The sequence below is a fragment of the Microbacterium sp. cf332 genome, from assembly GCF_900102175.1.
Lineage (GTDB): Bacteria > Actinomycetota > Actinomycetes > Actinomycetales > Microbacteriaceae > Microbacterium.
Window position 1 is genome coordinate 347,348 of record NZ_FNKN01000001.1, and the last position, 20,067, is coordinate 367,414.

A 20,067-nucleotide genomic window follows, 5' to 3' on the forward strand; every position below is an offset into this window, starting at 1 on the left:
CAGGGTCGGACATCCTGCGAGGACGATCATGCGACCGCGGTACCACCCCGCTTGCCCCGGAGGGCCACTCGTTCGGCGGCTGTGACGGGCCTGACCCGCTCGGCTCTACTGGGCGGGCGACCGCTGTTCTTCCGAGAGCTCCCCGGTGATGGCCGGATCGATGCTGGTGTCTCCATCATACCGTCGGCTTACGCTGAGGTCATGGCCCGCCCGCGCAGTCGTCCCCTCCCGCCCCGCGTCAGCGATCCCGACATCCCCCGTCATCTCGAGCCGGGCGTCCTCTCCCGTCGCGCCGAGCTCGTCGAGGCATCGATCGTCGTCGTCCCCGATGCGAGCGACGGCGCCCACGGACGTCTGAGTGAGAGCGTGGTCCGGGCTGAGGCGGTGGATCGCCTGGACCTGACCGGTGCCGTGCTCGCGGACGTCCTCGTGCAGGACGTGTCCCTGGCGGAGCTGCATGCCGGTGACGGCAGCTGGCGCTCCGTCTCGGTGGTCGGTGGGCGGCTCGGGACCGTCGACGCGAAACGCGCCCGTTGGGACGGCGTGACACTCACCGGCGTCCGCATCGATTACCTGTCGATCCCCGCGGGCACCCTGCGCGACGTCACGATCGTCGGATGCCGCATCGGAGCGATCGATGCGCCCGGGGCGCTGCTCGAGCGCGTGCGCTTCGCCGACACGACCGTCGACGAGTTCGACACGCGCGGGATGACCGGCACCGATGTCGACCTCCGGGGACTCGAGGCGCTGGCCTTCACCGATGTGCGAGCGCTCGCGGGTGCGACCGTGTCTCGACGACAGGTCGAGGCGCATGCGGCCGCGTTGGCGGGAGCGCTCGGCTGGGACGTGCGCGACGAGCACGCCGCGCGGTCGTCCCGATGATGACCCGCACCGAGCGCCTCGTGCTCCGTCCCATGACAGAGGACGACCTCCCACCCCTCCGCGCGATCCTCTCCGACCCGGTCGCGATGGCCGCGTACGAGGGGGCATTCGACCACGACGAGAGCGCCGCCTGGCTCGCCCGCAATCTGCGCCGCTACGACGAGGACGGGTTCGGGCTGTGGGCCGTCGACCTCCCGGGCACCGGGATGATCGGACAGTGCGGCATCACCCGGCAGTTCGTCGGCGACGAGCCGGTGCTCGAAGTGGGCTATCTCTTCCAGCGGGCGCACTGGCACCGCGGCTACGCCGTGGAGGCCGCCTCTGCGGCTCGGGACTGGGGCTTCCGGGAGCTCGGAGCGCCCACGATCTGGGCGAAGGTCCGCGACACGAACATCGCCTCGATGAACGTCGCCATCCGGCTGGGCATGACGGTACGCCGGCGCTTCGTGGTCCACTACCGCGGCGTGGACATGCCGCATCTGGGCTTCGCCGTCGACCGGTGATCGCGCGGCGTCAGGCGTCAGACCAGGATTCGGCGCGCACCGTCACGAGCGGCGACGCGTGCAGCAGTCGCGACACCGGGCACCGATCGTGCGCCGCGGCGGCGAGCTCGGCCGCGGCCTGCTCGTCGACCCCCTCCGCCGACACGAAGGCCGTCGCCACGAACTCGTAGCCGCCGCGTCCCTCGGCGTCGCGCATCGCGACGTCGACCCGCACCCTCGTCCGGCGTTCGCCTCGCACGATCGCCTGCGCCGTGGCGCTCAGACACGTCGACCAGGCGAGAGCGAGCAGCTGCTCGGGGTTGCTCGCGGTCTCATCATGACCCGGCTGGAGGGGATTCGACACCGCGACCTCGAGTCCGCCCGCGACCCGGCTCACACCGGTGCCCCCGTCGTCGTTGGAAGCGGTGGTGCGGTATCTCACGGCCATGCCTCGACTATAGTTGAACGTCGTCCAACTAATGGAGGATGCCCCGTGCCACCGTCCGACGCTCCGATCGCCCTCCGTGGCGTCGGCGTCACCTATCCCGGCGGCACGCGCGCCCTGACCGACGTCGACCTCGAGATCCGGTCGGGCGAGATCTTCGGCGTCATCGGCGAGAGCGGCGCCGGCAAGAGCACCCTCCTCTCCCTGCTCACCGGCGAGATGGCACCGTCCGAGGGAGGGGTCGCCGTCCTCGGCGCCGATCCGACCGCTCTCGATCCCGTAGCCCTGCGTGCGCTCCGCCGACGGATCGGTGTCGTCTTCCAGGGTGTCCACCTGCTCGCCAACCGGACCGTGCGCCAGAACGTCGCCCTGCCCCTGCAACTGCGCGGGCGACGCGGGCGGGCGGACTCGGCGGCCCGCCGAGACCTCGTCGCCGATGTCCTGCGATTCGTCGGGCTCGACGGCCGTGCCGACGCCTACCCGGCCCAGCTCAGCGGGGGCCAACGGCAGCGGATCGGCATCGCACGCGCCCTGGTCGCTCGACCGGACATCTTGCTGTGCGACGAGCCTACGTCGTCCCTCGACGCCGGTACGACCGACGGCGTGCTCGCGCTGCTGCGCGAGGCACGCGACCAGTTCGGCACCACCGTGGTCGTCGTCACGCACGATCTCGCCGTGGTGCGCCGGGTCTGCGACCGCGTCGCGCTCTTCGAAGCGGGTCGGCTGCGCGACATCCTGTCCGTCCGCCCCGACACCGGCCACGGGACCGAGAGCTACCTCGACCGCGCACGTCGGGAGCTGGGAACGTGAACGCGCTGCTGGAAACGCTCGAGCGCCGCGGCGTCGACCTGCTCGAAGCGCTCGGTGAGACCGGATACATGCTGCTCGTCTCGCTCACCGCCGCCGTCGTCCTCGGCCTCCCGCTCGGGATGACCGTCTACCTCACCGGCCGGGGCGGAACTGCGCCGAACCGCGTCTTGTGGACGATCGGCAACCTGTTCATCAACGTCGTGCGCTCGTTCCCGTTCCTGCTGCTGGTCGTCTTCCTCGTCCCCGTCACCCGTCTCGTCTACGGCACCACGTTCGGGACACCGGCGGCGACGTTCTCGCTCTGCTTCGTCGCCGTCGCCATCTACGCGCGTCTCGTCGAGCAGATCCTGCGCGAGGTCAGCCCCGGCATCCCCCGCGTCGCTCGCACGATGGGGGCGACGCTGCCGCAGACTGTGGTGCGTTTCCTGCTGCCCGAGGCGTTCCCCGGTCTCGTGTACGCCCTCACCTCGGCGACCATCAGCCTGCTGTCCTACTCCACCGTCCTCGGAGTCGTGGGCGGCGGCGGCATCGGAGACTTCGCGCTCCGCTATGGCTATCAGGAGTACGACTATCCGCTGATGTACTTCACCATCGCGGTCATCCTGATCATCGTGCTGCTCATCCAGTCCATCGGGCACCGCCTCTCGATCCGACTCGACCACCGCTGACCCCCGACCACTGCACACCACCCGCTCTCACGAGGAGAACCCCATGCCCCTTCGCACCGTCCGCTCCCGCATCGCCTCCGCTGCCTTCGCAGCCATCGCGACGGCGGTCGTGCTCACCGGCTGCGCCGCATCGTCCGGCGATGCCGCATCGGACGTCATGACGCTGCGGGTTGGGGCGGTCACCTCCCCCGCGACCGACATCGTCGAAGCCGCCGGCGCAGCGATCGCAGACGGCTACGAGATCGAGCTCGTCGAGGTCTCGGACTACGTCACGATCAACAACATGCTCGCCGCAGGCGACATCGATGCGAACTTCTCGCAGCACGAGCCCTATATGCAGGAGTTCAACGCCAAGAACGGCGCGTCGCTCGAGGCCGTGCAGCCGATCTACAACTTCGTCATCGCCTTCTACTCGAAGACCCTGACCGACATCGATCAGCTGCCCGAGGATGCGACCGTGGCGATCCCGAACGACGCCTCCAACACGGCGCGCGCGCTCAAGCTTCTCGCCGACGCAGGGATCATCGGCCTGAGCGACGGGATCGACCCGTATGCGGCCACCCTCGACGACGTGGTCTCCAATCCCCAGAACCTCCAGTTCCTCTCGCTGGAGATCAACCAGCTCAACACCGCCTACGACGAGGCCGATCTCGTGTTCCAGTGGCCGTCCCACATCGCGGCGCTGGGTCTCACCCCTCAGGACGACGGACTGCTCACGGAGCTCGACGACCGTTTCGCCCTGCAGCTCGTGGTTCCCTCCGCCGAGGCGGACTCCGATGCGACCAAGGCGCTCATCGATGCGTTCACGAGCGACGAGGTGCGGAAGGTCATCGACGGCAACGACACGATCGAAGCGGCGTTCTGAGCACGGGTGGGGCGCGAGCGCCGCGCCCCACCCCGAGTAGAATCGTACGACCCACACTCAGGCACGCTCACACAGTGCCGCACATATCGCCGAGGAGTCCCATGACCGCGCAGATCCCCGACAAGCCCGCTCTCGAAGGCCTCGAGCAGAAGTGGGACGACGCGTGGTCCGAGCAGGGCACGTACCTGTTCGACCGGGTGCGCGCCGCCGAGGCGGGTCGCGCCGGCGTCTTCTCCGTCGACACCCCGCCGCCGACGGCCTCGGGCTCGCTCCACATCGGCCACGTCTTCTCGTTCACGCACACCGACCTCAAGGTCCGTTTCGAACGCATGCGCGGCAAGAGCGTCTTCTACCCGATGGGCTGGGACGACAACGGCCTCCCGACGGAGCGCCGCGTGCAGAACTACTACGGCGTGCGCTGCGACCCCGGTCTGCCCTACGACGCGTCGTTCGTTCCGCCGTTCGAAGGCGGCGACAACAAGTCGAGCCGCGCTGCCGACCAGATCCCGATCAGTCGTCGCAACTTCATCGAGTTGTGCGAGAAGCTCACGATCGAGGATGAGAAGCAGTTCGAGACCCTCTTCCGGCAGCTGGGCCTCTCCGTCGACTGGACGCAGACCTATCGCACCATCTCCGACGAGACCATCCGCACGAGCCAGCTGGCGTTCCTGCGCAACATCGAACGCGGAGAGGCCTATCAGGCGCTCGCGCCGACCCTCTGGGACATCGACTTCCGGTCGGCGATCGCGCAGGCCGAGCTCGAGGACCGCGAACAGCAGGCCTCGTACCACCGCATCGCGTTCCACAAGACCGACGGCACGGGGGACATCCACATCGAGACGACACGACCGGAGCTCCTCCCCGCCTGTGTCGCCCTCGTCGCCAATCCCGACGACGAGCGCTATCAGCCGTACTTCGGCAAGACCGTGCGCACACCGCTGTTCGATGTCGAGGTTCCGGTGCTCGCGCACCATCTCGCGCAGCCCGACAAAGGCTCCGGCATCGCCATGATCTGCACCTTCGGCGACGTGACCGACATCATCTGGTGGCGCGAGCTCGACCTGCCGAACCGCACGATCCTCGGTCATGACGGCCGTATCCTCGCCGACGCGCCCGACGTCATAGCGACCGACACTGCTCGCGAGGCCTACGCCGAGCTCGCGGGCAAGACGGTGTTCAGCGCCAAGAAGCGCATCGTCGAGCTGCTCGAGGAGTCGGGCGAGCTCCTCGAGGTGTCGAAGCCGTTCAGCCACCCCGTCAAGTTCTTCGAGAAGGGCGACCGACCGCTCGAGATCGTCTCGACGCGCCAGTGGTACCTACGCAACGGCGCACGCGACGCCGAGCTGCGCGAACGACTCATCGAGCTCGGCACGCAGATGTCGTGGCACCCCGATTTCATGCGGGTGCGCTACGAGAACTGGACGAACGGACTCACCGGCGACTGGCTCGTCTCGCGTCAGCGCTTCTTCGGCGTACCCATCCCCGTCTGGTACGGACTCGACGAGAACGGTGATCGCGACTATGGGCGCGTCCTCACACCGGATGCTGCACAGCTGCCGGTGGACCCCACCACCGACGTTCCCGCCGGCTACACGGCCGACCAACGCGGCGTGCCCGGCGGCTTCGACGCCGAGCGCGACATCTTCGACACGTGGGCGACGTCGTCACTGACGCCGCAGCTCGCCGGCGGATGGCAGCGCGATGAAGAACTCTGGAACCTCGTCGCACCCTTCGATCTCCGCCCACAGGGGCAGGACATCATCCGTACCTGGCTCTTCTCGACGATGCTGCGAAGCGCCCTCGAGGACGGGCGCGCTCCCTGGTCCGACGCCGCGATCTCGGGGTTCATCGTGGATCCCGACCGCAAGAAGATGTCCAAGTCCAAGGGCAATGTCGTGACGCCCGCCGACATCCTCGCGCAGCATGGCACCGACGCGGTGCGGTACTGGGCGGCATCGAGCCGCCTCGGCTCCGACGCGGCGTTCGACCCGCAGAACCCCACACAGGTCAAGATCGGTCGCCGTCTGGCGATCAAGGTGCTCAATGCCGCGAAGTTCGTCCTGTCGTTCCCGGTCCCCGAGGGCGCGCAGGTGACGCACGACCTCGACGCCGCGATGCTCGCCACCCTCGACCGGGTCGTCGTCGACGCCACCCGAGCCTTCGAGGCGTACGACCACGCGCGGGCGCTCGAGATCACCGAGGCGTTCTTCTGGACGTTCTGCGACGACTACCTCGAGCTCGTCAAGGAACGCGCCTACGATCGCAGCGATGCGGGGCAGGCATCGGCGGCGCTGGCTCTGCGACTCGCCCTGTCGTCGTTGCTCCGCCTGCTCGCCCCGGTTCTCGCGTTCGCGACAGAGGAAGCGTGGTCGTGGTTCGAGGACGGATCGGTCCACACGGCTGCGTGGCCCGAGCCCAGCGGCATCACGGGCGACCCGGCCGTCTTGACGGCAGCGAGCACCGCCCTGATCGGCATCCGCCGCGCGAAGACCGAGGCGAAGGCCTCGCAGAAGACGCCGGTCTCGGTCCTCGCGCTCCGCGCCGATGCCGACACCGTCGACCGCCTCCGTCGAGCGGAAGGCGACCTCAGGGCCGTCGGACGAATCGACGAGCTGCAGCTCGTCGAGGCCGACGGCGAGCTCATGATCGAGCGCGTCGAGCTCGCGACGCAGGAGAGCTGAGATGCGCCTCGGCACCCGCTGGACGAGCGGTGACGACCCGCCCGTGTCGCTGCCCGCGGCCTTCCGCGACCAGGTACGGGCGGTCGATCGGTTCCTCGACGTGGATCCGCGCCCGCGGTGGACGCTCACCTGGCTCGAGGGGCGGCCCGTGGCCGAGCTCGAGACGGGCGTCGTCGTGTCCCTCGACGCCGACGGCACGCCCGTGGTCGGTCAGATCGACGACGACACGTTCTGACGGGCGGGTGCGGCCGCCGCTCATCTGTCGTCAGCGGCCGCACCCGCGGTCGAGGCCGACCGGATGAGCCGGGTGCTCATCGCCGTCGCGGCGAGACAGACGACGCCGGCGACGACGAACGGCAGGCGCAGGTCGATCGACGCCACGAGGCCGCCCAGCACCGTCGCGACCGGGAAGAGCCCCCACGTGAGAGTGCGGATGACGCCGAGCGTCCGTCCGAACAGCGCCGGCGGGATGATCTGCTGCCTCAGCGCACCCCAGGGTACGTTCCACAGCGACACCGCGAACGCCATACCCGCATAGGCCATGACCGCCAGGATGAGGTGCGGTGCGCAGCCGACGCCGATCATGCACGCGGCGGCAACGATGTTGGCGATCCACATGACGTTGCCCCGACCCCAGCGTGAGACCAGTCGTGCCGCCATGAGCGAACCTGCGAGCGCACCGACGCCGACGCCGGCGGTGATGAAGCCGATCGCGGCCTCGGGTACGCGGTGGACGTCGAGGAAGTAAAGCAGGGTGGGTGCCTGTGCGAAGGCAAAGCCGCACCCGACCACAGAGGTGTACACCACGAGCGCCCGCAGGAACCGGTGCCGCCACAGATAACGGAGGGCCGCGGACGCCGGAACGGCGGGCTGTCGCGCGGCCGGTTCCGCGGCGGGGGCTCCGTCAGGGATGTGGCGTGCGCGCGCCGCCGAGAGGGGCAGCATCAGTGCGAGGGCGATCGGCACGAGGTAGGCCGCGGCGCCGATCCAGAGCGGCAGGACGAGCGCGACGGCGAAGAGCACGCCGGCGACCGGCTGTGCGAGGAAGCTGTCGATCGTGATCTGAGCCGCTTGGATCCGGCCATTGGCGCGGTCGAGCTGATCGCGCTCGACGACCCCGGGGATGACCGCGTTCGTCGCGTTGTCGAAGAGCGTCTCGCCGAACCCGAAGACGAGCGTTCCCACCAACAGCCACACGATGTCGAGGCCGCCCGTCACCGTGAGCAGGGCGAGGCCCACCGCCGCTGTGCCGCGAACGGTGTTGGCGACGGCCATGACGCGACGCCGGTCGAACCTGTCCACGATGACCCCGGCGGCGACGCCGAAGACCAGCCAGGGGACGAAAGCGGCGGCACCGAGCAGGGAGATGAGCAGCGGGTCACGCGTGAGCGTCGTCGCGATCAGGGGGACCGCGGTGCGGCCCAGCCCGTCGGCGAGGTTGCTGAAGGCGGCCGCGGTCCACAGCCGCGAGAAGTCCCGGCCCATCGGGCGCGCCACCGATCGGGTGCGGGGGGAGGTCTCCGCGGGTGCGCTCATCGTCCGTCACCCCCGTCGACGAGCGGGAATGCGTCGGCGCGCAGCGCGACGACACGCCGTTCGCCGTCGGAGATCCCGTCCGTGTCCCGCTCGAGCCGGTATTCATCGACGATCTCGTCGACGGCCCGCTGGATGCGGGCGTTGATCTCACCGAGCTGATCCGCCGTCACCGTCACGCTGGCCGAGGTGATCAGTGCGTTCTGCGCCCAGGGGTCGAGCTCGTCGCGCAGGGTCGTGCTGACGTACCGCATGAGCTGTGCGTGCCGTCGGTCGAGGAATTCGCCCATCACCACCTGGGTCGCGGCCCGACCCGCGGGCGTCCGGAGGGCATCCGGCCCGGGGAAGGAGACCCCGCCCGAGGGGCGCTCCCACCAGCGTTCTCGCGCCGTGCCCCGTTCCGGCAGTTCACGGATGAGGTCGTGCTTCGCGAGCGCACGCAGGTGGTAACTCGTCGACCCCGATGACTCCCCCGTCATCGCCGCGAGCGAACTCGCCGTCTGCGGCCCCTGTTGGCTCAGGATGTCGTACAGCTGCACCCGCACGGGGTGCGCGAGGGCCCGCAACGCCCCCGCATCGAGTGCCCGGATCTCGCGGTGCCCCGGTGCCCGGGACGTGTCATCGCTCATGAATGCAAACGTATCTTTGCAAGCATTTCTTTGCAACAAGTTCTTTGCGTGCGTCGTAGGGTGGACGCATGCCGGAATCCGCGAACCCCCTCCTGTCCGCATCGACGCTCCCCTGGGACCTCCCCGACTATCGCGACATCTCCGCCGAGCACTACCTCCCGGCGTTCCGGGAGGCCTTCGATCGGCAGCGTTCGGAGATCGAGTCGATCGCGCACGAGAGCGAGGCACCCACGTTCGAGAACACCCTCGAAGCATGGGAGAAGAGTGGACGCCTGCTCGGTGAGGTCGCGCGGATCTTCGGCACCGTCAGCTCGGCCGACGCCACACCGGCAATCCAGTCGATCGATGAGGAGCTCGCGCCGCTGATGTCGGCGCACTCCGACGCGATCCTGCTCGACCCGCGACTCTACGACCGTGTGCGCCGGATCCATGCTGCACGCGACGCGCTCGGACTCACCGATGAGCAGCGCTACCTCGTCGAGCGGCGCTTCGTGCAGATGACCCATGCCGGGGCGGGTCTCGACGACGCGGCGAAGAAGCGACTGGTCCAGATCAACGGCCGACTGTCGGTGCTCACGACCGCATTCGAGAGGAACCTGCTCGCCGACACCAACGATCTGGCGGTCGTCTTCGAGACACCCGGGGAGCTCGACGGACTGAGCGAGGGCGAGCTGTCGGCGGCGGCGCGCGCTGCCGCCGACCGCGGGCTGCCGGACGCCTACGTCATCACCCTGCCGCTGTTCACCGGCCATCCGTTGCTCGCCTCTCTCACCGACCCGGACAGCCGCGAGCGCATCCTCGCGGCTTCGCGCGCACGGGGTTCGCGCCCCGGAGCGCACGACAACCGGGCCGTGCTGCTCGAGATCGTGCGGCTGCGAGCGGAACGTGCCGAGCTCCTGGGCTTCGCCTCGCACGCCGCCTACGTGACCTCCGATCAGACGGCGGGCAGTCCCGACGCGGTGTCGTCGCTCCTCCGTCGTCTCGCCGCACCCGCGGCGGAGAACGCCCGTCGTGAGAAGGCTGAGCTGCAGGCTGTCGTCGACGGGCACGACATCCGCGCCGCCGATTGGGCCTTCGCCACCGAGCAGGTGCGCCGGGCGACGCTCGACATCGATACCGCGGCCCTCCGCCCATGGTTCGAGGCCGAACGCGTGCTTCGTGACGGCGTGTTCTTCGCGGCGACACGGCTCTACGGCATCACCTTCCGCGAGCGCCCGGATCTGCCCGCCTACCACGAGGGCGTCCGCGTCTTCGAGGTCTCGAACGAGGACGGCTCGCACCTGGGCCTCTACATCCTCGATCTCTACACCCGTGACACCAAGCGCGGCGGGGCGTGGATGAACTCCATCGCGTCGCAGTCGCGCCTGCGCGGAACGACACCGATCGTGGTCAACAACCTGAACGTGTCGGAGCCCGCGCCGGGCACGCCAACCCTCCTCACCCTCGACGAGGTCACGACCCTCTTCCACGAGTTCGGACACGCACTTCACGGGCTCTTCGCGACGGTGACCTATCCGTCGTTCGCGGGCACGAGCGTGTACCGCGACTTCGTCGAGTTCCCGAGCCAGGTGAACGAGATGTGGATCTTCCACCCCGAGGTGCTGTCGAACTACGCCCGCCACGTCGAGACCGGCGAGCCCCTGGATGCGGCGATCGTCGAGCGACTCCGCGCATCCGGCACGTTCAACGAGGGATTCGCGACCAGCGAGTACCTCGCGGCCGCGTGGCTCGACCTCGCCTGGCACTCGCTCGGCGCGGCAGAGGCGGCGGCGGTGACCGACGTCGCACGTTTCGAAGCCGAGGCCCTGGCCGAGATCGGGCTGGACGACCCGGCGGTCCCGACCCGCTATTCATCGACCTACTTCGCCCACATCTTCTCGGGTGGATACAGCGCCGGCTACTACTCCTACATCTGGAGCGAGGTCCTTGACGCCGACACCGTCGAGTGGTTCGACGAGAACGGCGGCCTGAACCGCACGAACGGTGATCGTTTCCGCCATCGCCTCCTCGGAGTCGGCGGCTCGATGGACCCGCTGACCGCCTACCGTGACTTCCGCGGGCGCGACGCGCATATCGAACCGCTCCTCGCGCGCCGGGGACTCACGGCCTAGTCGCGCGGACTGTCGACTCCATCGGCGCGGCGTCGGCGATGACCGCATCCCCGTCGGCGGACTCGACATCGTAGACGAGTCGCGCGAACGCGCCGACGACGCGGGCCGACCGTAGAGTCAGCCGGCCCGCGTCGACGCGCCGCGGCAACAGAGGTGATCCTGCGCCCAGCGCTACCGGTGCCACGGAGACGGCGATCCGGTCGAGCGCGTCCGCGTCGAGGAACTGCCCCGCCAGGTCGCCTCCCCCGACGACCCAGACGTCGCGCGCCCCGGCTGCCGCTCGGATCCGAGGCAGAACGTCTGCGACCGCGCCCGACACGAAGGTGACGTCCGCGCCGTCCGGACGGGGCAGGCGACGCGTGGTGAACACGAAGGTCGGCCGGTCGCCGGCGAACTCTCGCCACCGACCGGGATGAGCGAGGATGTCCGATTCGGCGAGGATCCACTCGTAGGTGGTCGACCCCTCGACGAGCGCACCCGCGTCGGCGGGGAGCAGGCTCTCATCGGGCTCGGTGCCACCGTCCACGGCGAACAGCCATGCGAGCGAATGGTCGGGGTCCGCGATGAACCCGTCGAGAGAGGACGCGGTGTCGTAGATGATGCGTTGCACGCGGCAACGCTAGACCGGGTCGCCGACATCGGCGCCGCGATCGCGGCGCGCGTGAGATCAGGCGCTCTTGCGCTTCTGCCGAAGGACCAGCGTGGGCGGCGCACCCTCGTCGACCGCGGCCCGCGTGACGATCACCTTGTCGACGTCGTCGGCCGACGGGATCTCGAACATGATGGGACCGAGGACATCTTCGAGGATGGCACGGAGGCCGCGCGCGCCGGTCTTGCGTGCGACGGCGAGGTCGGCGATGGCCCGCAGAGCGTCGTCCTCGAACTCGAGCTCGACCCCGTCGATCTCGAACATCCGCTGGTACTGCTTGACGAAGGCGTTCTTCGGGCCGGTGAGGATCTCGATGAGCGCCTTCTGATCGAGCGGCGAGACCGAGGTCACGACGGGAAGTCGGCCGATGAACTCGGGGATGAGACCGAACTTGTGCAGGTCTTCGGGCTCGACCTCGCGGAACAGGTCGAGCTCCTTGTCCTTCTCCTGCAACCGCGCGCCGAACCCGACGCCGTGTTTGCCGACCCGCGAGGAGATGATCTCCTCGAGTCCGGCGAACGCCCCAGCGACGATGAACAGCACGTTCGTCGTGTCGATCTGGATGAATTCCTGGTGCGGGTGCTTGCGTCCGCCCTGCGGCGGCACCGAGGCGACCGTGCCCTCGAGGATCTTCAGGAGCGCCTGCTGCACGCCTTCGCCCGACACGTCGCGGGTGATCGAGGGGTTCTCGGCCTTGCGGGCGATCTTGTCGACCTCGTCGATGTAGATGATGCCGGTCTCGGCGCGCTTGACATCGAAGTCGGCCGCCTGCAGGAGCTTCAGCAGGATGTTCTCGACGTCTTCGCCGACGTAGCCGGCTTCGGTGAGCGCGGTGGCGTCAGCGACCGCGAAGGGCACATTGAGCCGCTTGGCCAGGGTCTGCGCGAGGTACGTCTTGCCGCATCCAGTCGGCCCGAGCAGCAGGATGTTGCTCTTCGCGATCTCGACGTCGTCTGCCCGCTGCTCTGCGGGTTGGAGGGTCGAGTGCGCGCGAATGCGCTTGTAGTGGTTGTACACCGCCACCGAGAGGGCCCGCTTGGCCGGGTCCTGGCCGACGACGTACTCCTCGAGGAACGAGAAGATCTCGCGCGGCTTCGGCAGATCGAAATCGGCGACAGACTCGTCGCCCGACTCCGCCATCCGCTCTTCGATGATCTCGTTGCACAATTCGACGCACTCGTCGCAGATGTAGACGCCCGGTCCTGCGATCAGTTGCTGGACCTGCTTCTGACTCTTCCCGCAGAACGAGCACTTGAACAGGTCGGCACTCTCACCGATGCGAGCCATGTACCCCTCCTGGATCCCAGAACCGTCGCTCCCCTGAGAACGCGGTGCTCCGAGCCTAACCTCTCCCGCGGACATCCCCGCGGATTTGGGCGGGGTTCTCCGAGAACCACCGCCGAGACGGATATGGCCCCGGCTCGTCGCCGGGGCCATATGCATCGGTGGGTGTCGTTCAGGCGGTGATCGCCGCCGGCGTCCGCTTGCGCGAGGTCAGCACCTGGTCGACGATGCCGTAATCCAAGGCCTCTTCAGCGGAGAGGATCTTGTCGCGGTCGATGTCCTTATTGACCTGCTCCTGCGTCCGATTGGTGTGACGAGCCATCGTCTCCTCGAGCCAGGTGCGCATGCGGAGGATCTCCGCCGCCTGGATCTCGATGTCGGACGCCTGCCCGTGACCCGCCTCGCCGACGGCCGGCTGATGGATCAGGATACGGGCGTTCGGGAGCGCCAGTCGCTTACCCGGGGCGCCCGCGGCGAGCAGCACCGACGCGGCCGAAGCCGCCTGGCCCAGGACGACCGTCTGGATCTGCGGCGATACGTACTGCATCGTGTCGTAGATCGCGGTCATCGCGGTGAACGAGCCGCCCGGAGAGTTGATGTACATGATGATGTCGCGATCCGGGTCCTGCGACTCGAGCACGAGCAGCTGGGCCATGACATCGTCGGCCGAGGCGTCGTCAACCTGCACGCCGAGGAAGATCACGCGATCTTCGAACAGCTTGTTGTACGGGTCCTGGCGCTTGTAGCCGTATGCGGTGCGCTCCTCGAACTGCGGGAGGATGTAGCGGCTCGAGGGCATCGCTGCGCCGTGGGGAAGGCCGAAGGCGGGTGTGTTCATCGTTGTCTGTCTCCTTCGGTCGATCAGTTCTCGGTGCCGCCGCCGCCGACGACGTCGGTGGCCGACTCGCGGATGTGGTCGACGAAGCCGTACTCGAGGGCCTCCTGGGCGGTGAACCAGCGGTCGCGGTCTCCGTCCTCGTTGACCTGCTCGACGGACTTGCCGGTCTGGGCCGCGGTGATCTCGGCGAGTCGGCGCTTCATGTCGAGGATGAGCTGCGCCTGCGTCTGGATGTCGCTCGAGGTGCCCCCGAAACCGCCGTGAGGCTGGTGCAGGAGGACGCGCGCGTTGGGCGTGATGTACCGCTTGCCCTTCGTGCCGGCGGTCAGCAGAAGCTGACCCATCGAGGCGGCCATGCCGATGCCCACCGTGACGATGTCGTTCGGCACGAACTGCATCGTGTCGTAGATCGCCATGCCGGCGGTGATGGAGCCGCCGGGCGAGTTGATGTAGAGGTAGATGTCCTTCTCGGAGTCCTCGGCGGCGAGCAGGAGGATCTTCGCGCAGATCTCGTTCGCGTTCTCGTCGCGCACCTCCGACCCGAGCCAGATGATGCGGTCCTTGAGCAGCCTGTCGAAGACGCTTGTTGCGATGAGGGGGTCAGCCATGTGTGCTCCTGATCCGAAGTTTCGTGACGTGTCGAATCTACCGACGCCGCCCGGCGCCCCCGACCGTGTTCGCCCTGGGCATAGCCGTGTCCCCACCGCGGCCGGGTCGACCGGTCCGCAACGACGGAAGGGGCGGATGCCGCAGCATCCGCCCCTGAGTCGTCGGTCGAGCGACCGCCGGGATCACACGATCACTCGGCGGCGGTCTCCTCCGCGGGCTTCTTCTTGGCCGGAGCCTTCTTCGCGGGCGCCTTCTTCGCGGGCGCCTCCTCGGTCTCGGCCGGGGCGTCGGCGGCGTCCGCCGCCTTCTTCGCCGGGGCCTTCTTAGCGGGCGCCTTCTTCGCCGGAGCCTTCTTGGCCGGCGCGTCCTCGGTCTCGGCCGGAGCGTCGGCGGCGTCCGCCGCCTTCTCTGCCGGGGCCTTCTTGGCGGGCGCCTTCTTGGCGGGAGCCTTCTTCGCGGCAGGGGCCTCGACGGCGGCATCCTCATCGGCGTCGTCGGCGGTCTCCTCGCCCTCGACGGTGATGAAGCCGCTCAGGTCGACCGACTTGCCGTCGGTGTCGACCACCGTGACCTTGCCGAGCGCGACAGCGAGCGCCTTGTTGCGGGCGACCTCGCCGACCATGACGGGCAGCTGGCCGTTCTGCTGGAGCGTGTTCACGAAGTCCTGCGGAGCCATGCCGTACTGCGCCGACGCCTGGATCAGGTACTGGGTCAACTCGTCCTGCGAGACCTGGATCTCGTGGGTCTCGGCGATCTTGTCGAGGACCATCTGCGTGCGGAACTGCTTCTCGCTCGCCTCGGTGACCTCGGCGCGGTGGGTGTCGTCCTCGAGGCGTCCCTCGCCCTCGAGGTGAGCGTGCACCTCGTCCTCGACCAGGCCGGCGGGCACCGGGATCTCGACCTTCTCGAGAAGAGCATCGACGAGCTTCTCGCGCGCGGCGGCACCCTGGGTGAACAGGCTCTGCTGCGAGACCCGCTCGGCGAGGCTCTCGCGGAGCTCGGCGATCGTGTCGAACTCGCTCGCCATCTGCGCGAAGTCGTCGTCGGCGTCGGGCAGCTCGCGCTCCTTGACCGCCGTGACGGTGACGGCCACCTCGGCCTCTTCGCCCGCGTGGTCACCTCCCACGAGCTTCGAGCGGAACGTGGTGTCCTCGCCGCCCGTCAGCGAGTCGATGGCCTCGTCGATGCCCTCGAGCAGCTCGCCGGAGCCGACCTCGTACGACACACCCTCGGCGCGGTCGATCTCGTTGCCGTCGATCGTCGCGACCAGGTCGAGCTCGACGAAGTCGCCCTTCGTGGCGGGGCGGTCGACGGTGACGAGCGTGCCGAAGCGGCCGCGCAGGCGGTCGAGCTCCTCGTCGATCGCAGCCTCGTCGGTCGCGACCGGCTCGACCTCGATCGTGATGTCCGCGTATGCGGGCAGCTCGAACTCGGGGCGCACGTCGACCTCGACCTCGACCTTCAGGTCGCCCGAGAAGTCCTTGTCGCTCGGCCAGTCGACGACCTCTGCCGACGGACGACCCAGCACGCGCAGCTCGTTCGCCGTGACGGCCTCGCGGTAGAAGCCGTCGAGGCCCTCGCTGACGGCGTGCTCGATGACCGCGCCGCGGCCGACGCGCTGATCGATGATGGGAGCGGGCACCTTGCCCTTGCGGAAGCCGGGGATCTGCACGTCCTGAGCGATGTGCTCGTACGCGTGGCTGATGCTCGGCTTGAGCTCGTCCGGGCTGACCGTGATGTGGAGCTTCACCCGGGTCGGGCTGAGCGTCTCGACGGTGCTGGTGACCATGCCTGTCGTTCTCCTTCATGCGGACGCGAACACGCGCGTCCGTTCGGTGGTCTGGGTTCGTGGGGCCGTTTGTCGGGGCGACAGGATTTGAACCTGCGGCCTCCCGCTCCCAAAGCGGGCGCTCTACCAAGCTGAGCTACGCCCCGGGCGCGCCGCGACGTGCGTCGTAAAACGGCCGTGGTCAGTCTAGCCGACGGAGTCCGCTAGACTGATCGGGTCGCCTTCCGCGGGGCTTGCACCCCGTCCGGATGGCTACCCCGTCCGGTTCTGATCGGATGCGGGGCTGTAGCTTAGTGGTAAAGCCTCTGTCTTCCAAACAGATGATGCGAGTTCGATTCTCGTCAGCCCCTCCACCGCTCCTCGTCGCCCAGCGTCGAGGAGTGTTCTTCATTCCCCGATCGTCGCGGCATGCTCCGCGGACAGCGCGAGGTACGTCTCCGCGTTGCGGCGGAGCCCCGCCCGCTCGTCGTCGGTGAGCGGGCGTCGCACGCGCGCGGGAACGCCTGCGACCAGGGACCCCGGCGGGACGACCGTCCCCTCGAGGACCACCGCTCCCCCGGCCACGAGCGAACCGGTCCCGACCACGGCACCGCTGAGCACGGTGCTGTTCATCCCGATGAGGCATCCGTCCTCGATCGTGCAACCGTGCACCACGGCGTTGTGTCCGATCGAGACATCGGCGCCCACGGATACCGGAGACTCCGCGTCGGAGTGGATGACGACGCCGTCCTGGACGTTGCTGCGCGGCCCGACGGCGATGGTGGAACGGTCCCCGCGCAGGACGGCGTTGTACCAGACGCTCGCGCCCGGGCCGATGACCACGTCACCCACGATCCGGGCGCCGGCGGCGACGAGAGCGGTCGGGTCGATGATCGGCCGAGCATCGGCCAGCGGCAGGAGCGAGGCTGCGGACGAGACGGGCACGGCCACACGTTACCCCTGGTGAGCCCAGCCTTCTCTTGCTTGCGGAATGTTCGGGCGTGAGTAGCGTTTGACCAGACGCAGGCCCCGACCTGCACGAAGGAGGCGCAGACATGACCGACACGAACATCACCACCCCCGCACTCACCGCCGACCCCGAGGTCGCCGCAGCAGCCGCGCAGTTCCTCACGCCCGTCGTGCACAAGATGCAGGCGCTCGTCGTCAACGGCAAGCAGGCCCACTGGAACGTCCGCGGCTCGAACTTCATCGCCATCCACGAGCTGCTCGACTCGGTGGTCGCGCACGCGCAGGACTACGCCGACACCGCCGCGGAGCGCATCGTGGCCCTGGGCCTGCCGATCGACTCGCGCGTGTCCAGCGTCGCTGAGAAGACGACGACCGCCGTGCCCGCCGGCTTCGCGCCGTGGCGTGACGAGATCAAGGCCGTGGTGTCGGACATCGACGCCGCCCTCGTCGACCTGCAGGCCGCGATCGACGGCCTCGACGAGGTCGACCTCTCGAGCCAGGACGTCGCCATCGAGATCAAGCGCGGCGTCGACAAGGACCGGTGGTTCCTGCTCGCGCACCTCGCCGAGTAACACGGCGTCGGCATCCTCGCTCCGAGACGGTGCGGGGGCCGGAGCCGGGCGCGTCGAGCGCCCGGTCGACCGGTCCCCGCACCGTCTCGCTCGTTTCGGGCGAGACGGTCACGCCAGGTGGGTCAACCGTCCGGCGAGGAGCGTCGCGAACACCGACGTCGCGCGGAGATCGGCGGCGTTCGCACACGCCAGCGGGTCGCGGTCGACCACGATCAGATCGGCGATGCCGCCCGGAGCGATGCCCGACCCGGTGTGCGAGCCGCCCGCGGTCGACGCGGCCAGCGCCAGGGCCGAGGTGACCCTCTGATGCGGCCGCCAGGGCGCCCGTGCATCACGCGTGCGGAACACGGCGTCGGCCATCGTGGTCCACGGATCGAGCCGTGCCACCGGCGCGTCGGAGCCGAACAGCAGATTGGCGTCGGCGGCGGCGAGCTCGCTCAGCGGATAGGGGATCGCCGTCTGATCGACCCAGTACTCCTCCGCCACGTCCCGGTCGTCCACCGCGTGCGACGGCTGCACGCTGGCCGCGACGCCCAGCCGGGCGAACCGGGGGATGTCGGCGTGCGCGACGAGCTGGGCGTGCTCGATCGTGCCGGTCGCCCCCGTAGCGGCGAAGGCGTCGAGCGCGTGGCTGTTCGCAACGTCGCCGATGGCGTGCACGGCGCAGGCGATGCCCGCGCCCGTCGCCCGCCGCATCAGGGCGAGGAGTTCGGCGGGCGGCACCGTCATGACCCCGAAGTCGTCGTCGGTCCCCGGGTAGCGGTGCGAGCACGCCGCCGTGCGCGTTCCGAGCGAGCCGTCGGTGATGACCTTGAACGACCCCATGCGCACGAGGCCGGCCGTATCGATCGCGTCTCCGGTCGCCAGGCCGGCGGTGATCGCGCGCTCCAACGAACTCGCGTAGACGCCGAACGAGACGCGCGCGGCGTCGAAGCCCTGGGCGAGGCGTCTCGCCCAGGCCTCCGCGTTCCATGCCATGTCGAGGTCGACGACACCGACGATGCCACGGGCGGCCGCCCGCGTCATGGCCTCGGAGACCGCGGCGTCGGCGATCGCGACATCGAGCGCGTTCAGTCGGCGGGATATCTCGAAAGCGGGCTCCTCGCGGAGGACGCCGTCGGACGCGGTCATGCCCTCGCGGTGGAGAGCGGCGCTGTTGAGCCAGACGCTGTGGACGTCGGCGTTGATGAGGTACGTCGGGAGGTCGCCCGTCGCCGCATCGAGCAGCTCGAGGCTCGGTCGATCCGCCCAGAGCGCGTCGCGGAATCCCGATCCGACCCGACGCCCGTCCTGGTCTGCGGCGACGCGTCCCATGAGGGCCGCCGCCGCGGCCGCGGATCCCGCGCCCTCGAGGTCGGCTCGACGGGCGGCGAGAGCCCACTGCACCGTATGGACGTGGTGATCCCAGAGCCCGGGGAGCAGCCATCCCCCTGCTCCGTCGAGCACTGCTCCCGACCGGACCAGTGCCCCGGCCGGTGCGATGTCGACGACGGTCCCGTCCGCGATGTGCACGTCGACGAGCTCGGTCCCGAAGGGATCGGTCCGATCCGGCCCGGTCAGCCGGACGTCGGCGATGACGTCGACGGTCTCGCCCCGGCTGCGACCGACGCCGGTGGTCATGTCGCACCCTCCCGCGCAGCGCGGATCGTCTCGTGCGCCCGCCGCATCTCGGCGGCGAGGCGGACGTCGGCATACGGGCTCTCGCCCGACTCGATCCGTTCGACGATGGTGTCGACGACGGCATCCGGCCGGTTCTGGCTCAGCTTCCGCTTGGCGCTGACACGGGTGGGGGTCAGCCGGAAGCCGACCGTGCCCCGCTCGAGGCGTCGCACGAAGTCCTCGTCGTTGGGGGCCGACCACATGCCGCGCGGCTGGGGAAGCGCCGACTCGAACCGGTCGACGAGGCGCTCGAGCACGCGGAGGTTCTCCTCGGGGGTGAGGATCTCAGCGACTCCCGCGAGGTGGACCGAGACGAAGTTCCAGGTGGGCACGGCGGCGACGTCTCCGTACCAGCTGGGCGACACATAGCCGTGCGGACCCTGCACCACGACGAGCATCTCCGTGTCGCCGAGACCGTGCACGACATCGTCGGGACGGCCCACGTGGCCCACGATCGTCAGGTCGTCTCGCTCGTCGTCGAGGAGCACCGCGTAGTGCGATGCCACGAGCCCGTCGGCGGACGAGCTGACGAGCGTGACCCAGGGATTCTGCTCGATCACCCGACGCAGTTCGGCCACGTCGGTCATCGCGAAACTCGGATTCTGTCTCATCG

At 69.1% G+C, this 20,067-nt stretch carries 20 protein-coding genes and 2 tRNA genes; 10 read left to right on the forward strand and 12 right to left on the reverse strand.

Features of this window, described 5'->3' with window-relative positions:
* The first annotated feature begins 201 nt into the window (after positions 1 to 201).
* Together BLT21_RS01545 and BLT21_RS01550 are read left to right on the forward strand one after the other, a co-directional pair.
* Positions 202 to 882, forward strand: coding sequence for a hypothetical protein (locus tag BLT21_RS01545; RefSeq protein ID WP_091498150.1), 681 nt, complete (start codon positions 202 to 204; stop codon positions 880 to 882).
* The gene (locus tag BLT21_RS01550; protein ID WP_091498154.1) at positions 879 to 1,385 is read left to right on the forward strand and encodes a GNAT family N-acetyltransferase; all 507 of its coding nucleotides are present in this window, start codon (positions 879 to 881) and stop codon (positions 1,383 to 1,385) included. The genes BLT21_RS01545 and BLT21_RS01550 overlap by 4 nt, the downstream gene beginning before the upstream one ends.
* 10 nt (positions 1,386 to 1,395) lie before the next feature.
* Here the strand turns inward: BLT21_RS01550 and BLT21_RS01555 are convergent, their stop codons facing one another.
* A complete protein-coding gene (locus BLT21_RS01555) occupies positions 1,396 to 1,812 on the reverse strand; it encodes an OsmC family protein (protein ID WP_091498158.1) in 417 nt (138 codons plus the stop codon).
* A gap of 45 nt (positions 1,813 to 1,857) precedes the next feature.
* Here BLT21_RS01555 and BLT21_RS01560 point away from each other — a divergent pair, with 45 nt between their 5' ends.
* The 5 genes from BLT21_RS01560 to BLT21_RS01580 all read left to right on the forward strand — a co-directional run bounded on the left by BLT21_RS01560 (position 1,858) and on the right by BLT21_RS01580 (position 7,068).
* Complete coding sequence (locus tag BLT21_RS01560) at positions 1,858 to 2,619, forward strand: methionine ABC transporter ATP-binding protein (RefSeq protein ID WP_256335874.1); 762 nt, start codon at positions 1,858 to 1,860, stop codon at positions 2,617 to 2,619.
* Positions 2,616 to 3,287 carry a methionine ABC transporter permease gene (locus BLT21_RS01565; protein WP_256335875.1) on the forward strand — a complete coding sequence of 224 codons (672 nt, stop codon included), beginning with the start codon at positions 2,616 to 2,618 and terminating at the stop codon, positions 3,285 to 3,287. The genes BLT21_RS01560 and BLT21_RS01565 overlap by 4 nt, the downstream gene beginning before the upstream one ends.
* Before the next feature lie 43 nt (positions 3,288 to 3,330).
* Positions 3,331 to 4,152, forward strand: a complete 822-nt coding sequence (locus BLT21_RS01570; protein WP_091498164.1) for a MetQ/NlpA family ABC transporter substrate-binding protein — start codon at positions 3,331 to 3,333, stop codon at positions 4,150 to 4,152.
* A gap of 101 nt (positions 4,153 to 4,253) precedes the next feature.
* Positions 4,254 to 6,833, forward strand: a complete 2,580-nt coding sequence (gene valS / locus BLT21_RS01575) for a valine--tRNA ligase (protein WP_091498169.1) — start codon at positions 4,254 to 4,256, stop codon at positions 6,831 to 6,833.
* A 1-nt stretch (position 6,834) separates the two neighbouring features.
* Positions 6,835 to 7,068, forward strand: coding sequence for a hypothetical protein (locus tag BLT21_RS01580; RefSeq protein ID WP_091498172.1), 234 nt, complete (start codon positions 6,835 to 6,837; stop codon positions 7,066 to 7,068).
* 20 nt (positions 7,069 to 7,088) lie between these two features.
* Here BLT21_RS01580 and BLT21_RS01585 read toward each other — a convergent pair whose 3' ends face one another.
* On the reverse strand, positions 7,089 to 8,369 hold the full coding sequence (locus tag BLT21_RS01585; RefSeq protein WP_091498176.1) for an MFS transporter: 1,281 nt from the start codon (positions 8,367 to 8,369) through the stop codon (positions 7,089 to 7,091).
* Positions 8,366 to 8,995, reverse strand: a complete 630-nt coding sequence (locus BLT21_RS01590) for a winged helix-turn-helix domain-containing protein (protein WP_091498181.1) — start codon at positions 8,993 to 8,995, stop codon at positions 8,366 to 8,368. The genes BLT21_RS01585 and BLT21_RS01590 overlap by 4 nt, the downstream gene beginning before the upstream one ends.
* A gap of 68 nt (positions 8,996 to 9,063) precedes the next feature.
* On the opposite strand from BLT21_RS01590, the gene BLT21_RS01595 reads away from it, so the two are divergent.
* Positions 9,064 to 11,106, forward strand: coding sequence for a M3 family metallopeptidase (locus BLT21_RS01595; protein WP_091498184.1), 2,043 nt, complete (start codon positions 9,064 to 9,066; stop codon positions 11,104 to 11,106).
* Here the strand turns inward: BLT21_RS01595 and BLT21_RS01600 are convergent.
* The 6 genes from BLT21_RS01600 to BLT21_RS01625 all read right to left on the reverse strand — a co-directional run bounded on the left by BLT21_RS01600 (position 11,096) and on the right by BLT21_RS01625 (position 16,421).
* A complete protein-coding gene (locus tag BLT21_RS01600) occupies positions 11,096 to 11,716 on the reverse strand; it encodes a dihydrofolate reductase family protein (RefSeq protein WP_091498188.1) in 621 nt (206 codons plus the stop codon). The two genes, BLT21_RS01595 and BLT21_RS01600, sit on opposite strands and share 11 nt — an antisense overlap.
* A gap of 57 nt (positions 11,717 to 11,773) precedes the next feature.
* Positions 11,774 to 13,042, reverse strand: coding sequence for an ATP-dependent Clp protease ATP-binding subunit ClpX (clpX, locus tag BLT21_RS01605; protein ID WP_091498192.1), 1,269 nt, complete (start codon positions 13,040 to 13,042; stop codon positions 11,774 to 11,776).
* A gap of 169 nt (positions 13,043 to 13,211) precedes the next feature.
* Positions 13,212 to 13,877, reverse strand: coding sequence for an ATP-dependent Clp protease proteolytic subunit (locus BLT21_RS01610; protein WP_091498197.1), 666 nt, complete (start codon positions 13,875 to 13,877; stop codon positions 13,212 to 13,214).
* 23 nt (positions 13,878 to 13,900) lie between these two features.
* Entirely contained in the window at positions 13,901 to 14,485 is a 585-nt protein-coding gene (locus tag BLT21_RS01615; protein WP_091498200.1) for an ATP-dependent Clp protease proteolytic subunit, read from the reverse strand.
* A gap of 191 nt (positions 14,486 to 14,676) precedes the next feature.
* On the reverse strand, positions 14,677 to 16,275 hold the full coding sequence (gene tig / locus BLT21_RS01620; protein ID WP_091498203.1) for a trigger factor: 1,599 nt from the start codon (positions 16,273 to 16,275) through the stop codon (positions 14,677 to 14,679).
* Between the two features lie 72 nt (positions 16,276 to 16,347).
* A tRNA-Pro gene (locus BLT21_RS01625) sits at positions 16,348 to 16,421 on the reverse strand.
* 133 nt (positions 16,422 to 16,554) lie between these two features.
* Here BLT21_RS01625 and BLT21_RS01630 point away from each other — a divergent pair.
* Positions 16,555 to 16,628, forward strand: a tRNA-Gly gene (locus BLT21_RS01630).
* A 34-nt stretch (positions 16,629 to 16,662) separates the two neighbouring features.
* Here the strand turns inward: BLT21_RS01630 and BLT21_RS01635 are convergent.
* Positions 16,663 to 17,199 (reverse strand): gamma carbonic anhydrase family protein, encoded by a 537-nt coding sequence (locus BLT21_RS01635; RefSeq protein WP_091500632.1) that lies wholly within the window; start codon positions 17,197 to 17,199, stop codon positions 16,663 to 16,665.
* 110 nt (positions 17,200 to 17,309) lie between these two features.
* Here BLT21_RS01635 and BLT21_RS01640 point away from each other — a divergent pair, with 110 nt between their 5' ends.
* Positions 17,310 to 17,795: a Dps family protein gene (locus tag BLT21_RS01640; protein ID WP_091498206.1), complete on the forward strand. Its 486-nt coding sequence runs from the start codon at positions 17,310 to 17,312 to the stop codon at positions 17,793 to 17,795.
* A 108-nt stretch (positions 17,796 to 17,903) separates the two neighbouring features.
* On the opposite strand, the gene BLT21_RS01645 is transcribed toward BLT21_RS01640, so the two are convergent.
* Positions 17,904 to 19,415 (reverse strand): amidohydrolase, encoded by a 1,512-nt coding sequence (locus tag BLT21_RS01645; protein ID WP_091498208.1) that lies wholly within the window; start codon positions 19,413 to 19,415, stop codon positions 17,904 to 17,906.
* Entirely contained in the window at positions 19,412 to 20,065 is a 654-nt protein-coding gene (locus BLT21_RS01650) for an FMN-binding negative transcriptional regulator (RefSeq protein ID WP_091498211.1), read from the reverse strand. Before BLT21_RS01650 ends, BLT21_RS01645 begins: the two co-directional genes overlap by 4 nt.
* Positions 20,066 to 20,067 lie beyond the last annotated feature (2 nt).

Bases quoted from the DNA above. Each gene is read 5' to 3' on its own strand.
- BLT21_RS01545 (WP_091498150.1), top strand. From the start codon at position 202: ATGGCCCGCCCGCGCAGTCGTCCCCTCCCGCCCCGCGTCAGCGATCCC.
- BLT21_RS01550 (WP_091498154.1), top strand. From the start codon at position 879: ATGATGACCCGCACCGAGCGCCTCGTGCTCCGTCCCATGACAGAGGAC.
- BLT21_RS01555 (WP_091498158.1), bottom strand. From the start codon at position 1,812: ATGGCCGTGAGATACCGCACCACCGCTTCCAACGACGACGGGGGCACC.
- BLT21_RS01570 (WP_091498164.1), top strand. From the start codon at position 3,331: ATGCCCCTTCGCACCGTCCGCTCCCGCATCGCCTCCGCTGCCTTCGCA.
- valS (WP_091498169.1), top strand. From the start codon at position 4,254: ATGACCGCGCAGATCCCCGACAAGCCCGCTCTCGAAGGCCTCGAGCAG.
- BLT21_RS01580 (WP_091498172.1), top strand. From the start codon at position 6,835: ATGCGCCTCGGCACCCGCTGGACGAGCGGTGACGACCCGCCCGTGTCG.
- BLT21_RS01585 (WP_091498176.1), bottom strand. From the start codon at position 8,369: ATGAGCGCACCCGCGGAGACCTCCCCCCGCACCCGATCGGTGGCGCGC.
- BLT21_RS01590 (WP_091498181.1), bottom strand. From the start codon at position 8,995: ATGAGCGATGACACGTCCCGGGCACCGGGGCACCGCGAGATCCGGGCA.
- BLT21_RS01595 (WP_091498184.1), top strand. From the start codon at position 9,064: ATGCCGGAATCCGCGAACCCCCTCCTGTCCGCATCGACGCTCCCCTGG.
- clpX (WP_091498192.1), bottom strand. From the start codon at position 13,042: ATGGCTCGCATCGGTGAGAGTGCCGACCTGTTCAAGTGCTCGTTCTGC.
- BLT21_RS01610 (WP_091498197.1), bottom strand. From the start codon at position 13,877: ATGAACACACCCGCCTTCGGCCTTCCCCACGGCGCAGCGATGCCCTCG.
- BLT21_RS01615 (WP_091498200.1), bottom strand. From the start codon at position 14,485: ATGGCTGACCCCCTCATCGCAACAAGCGTCTTCGACAGGCTGCTCAAG.
- tig (WP_091498203.1), bottom strand. From the start codon at position 16,275: ATGGTCACCAGCACCGTCGAGACGCTCAGCCCGACCCGGGTGAAGCTC.
- BLT21_RS01640 (WP_091498206.1), top strand. From the start codon at position 17,310: ATGACCGACACGAACATCACCACCCCCGCACTCACCGCCGACCCCGAG.
- BLT21_RS01645 (WP_091498208.1), bottom strand. From the start codon at position 19,415: ATGACCACCGGCGTCGGTCGCAGCCGGGGCGAGACCGTCGACGTCATC.
- BLT21_RS01650 (WP_091498211.1), bottom strand. From the start codon at position 20,065: ATGAGACAGAATCCGAGTTTCGCGATGACCGACGTGGCCGAACTGCGT.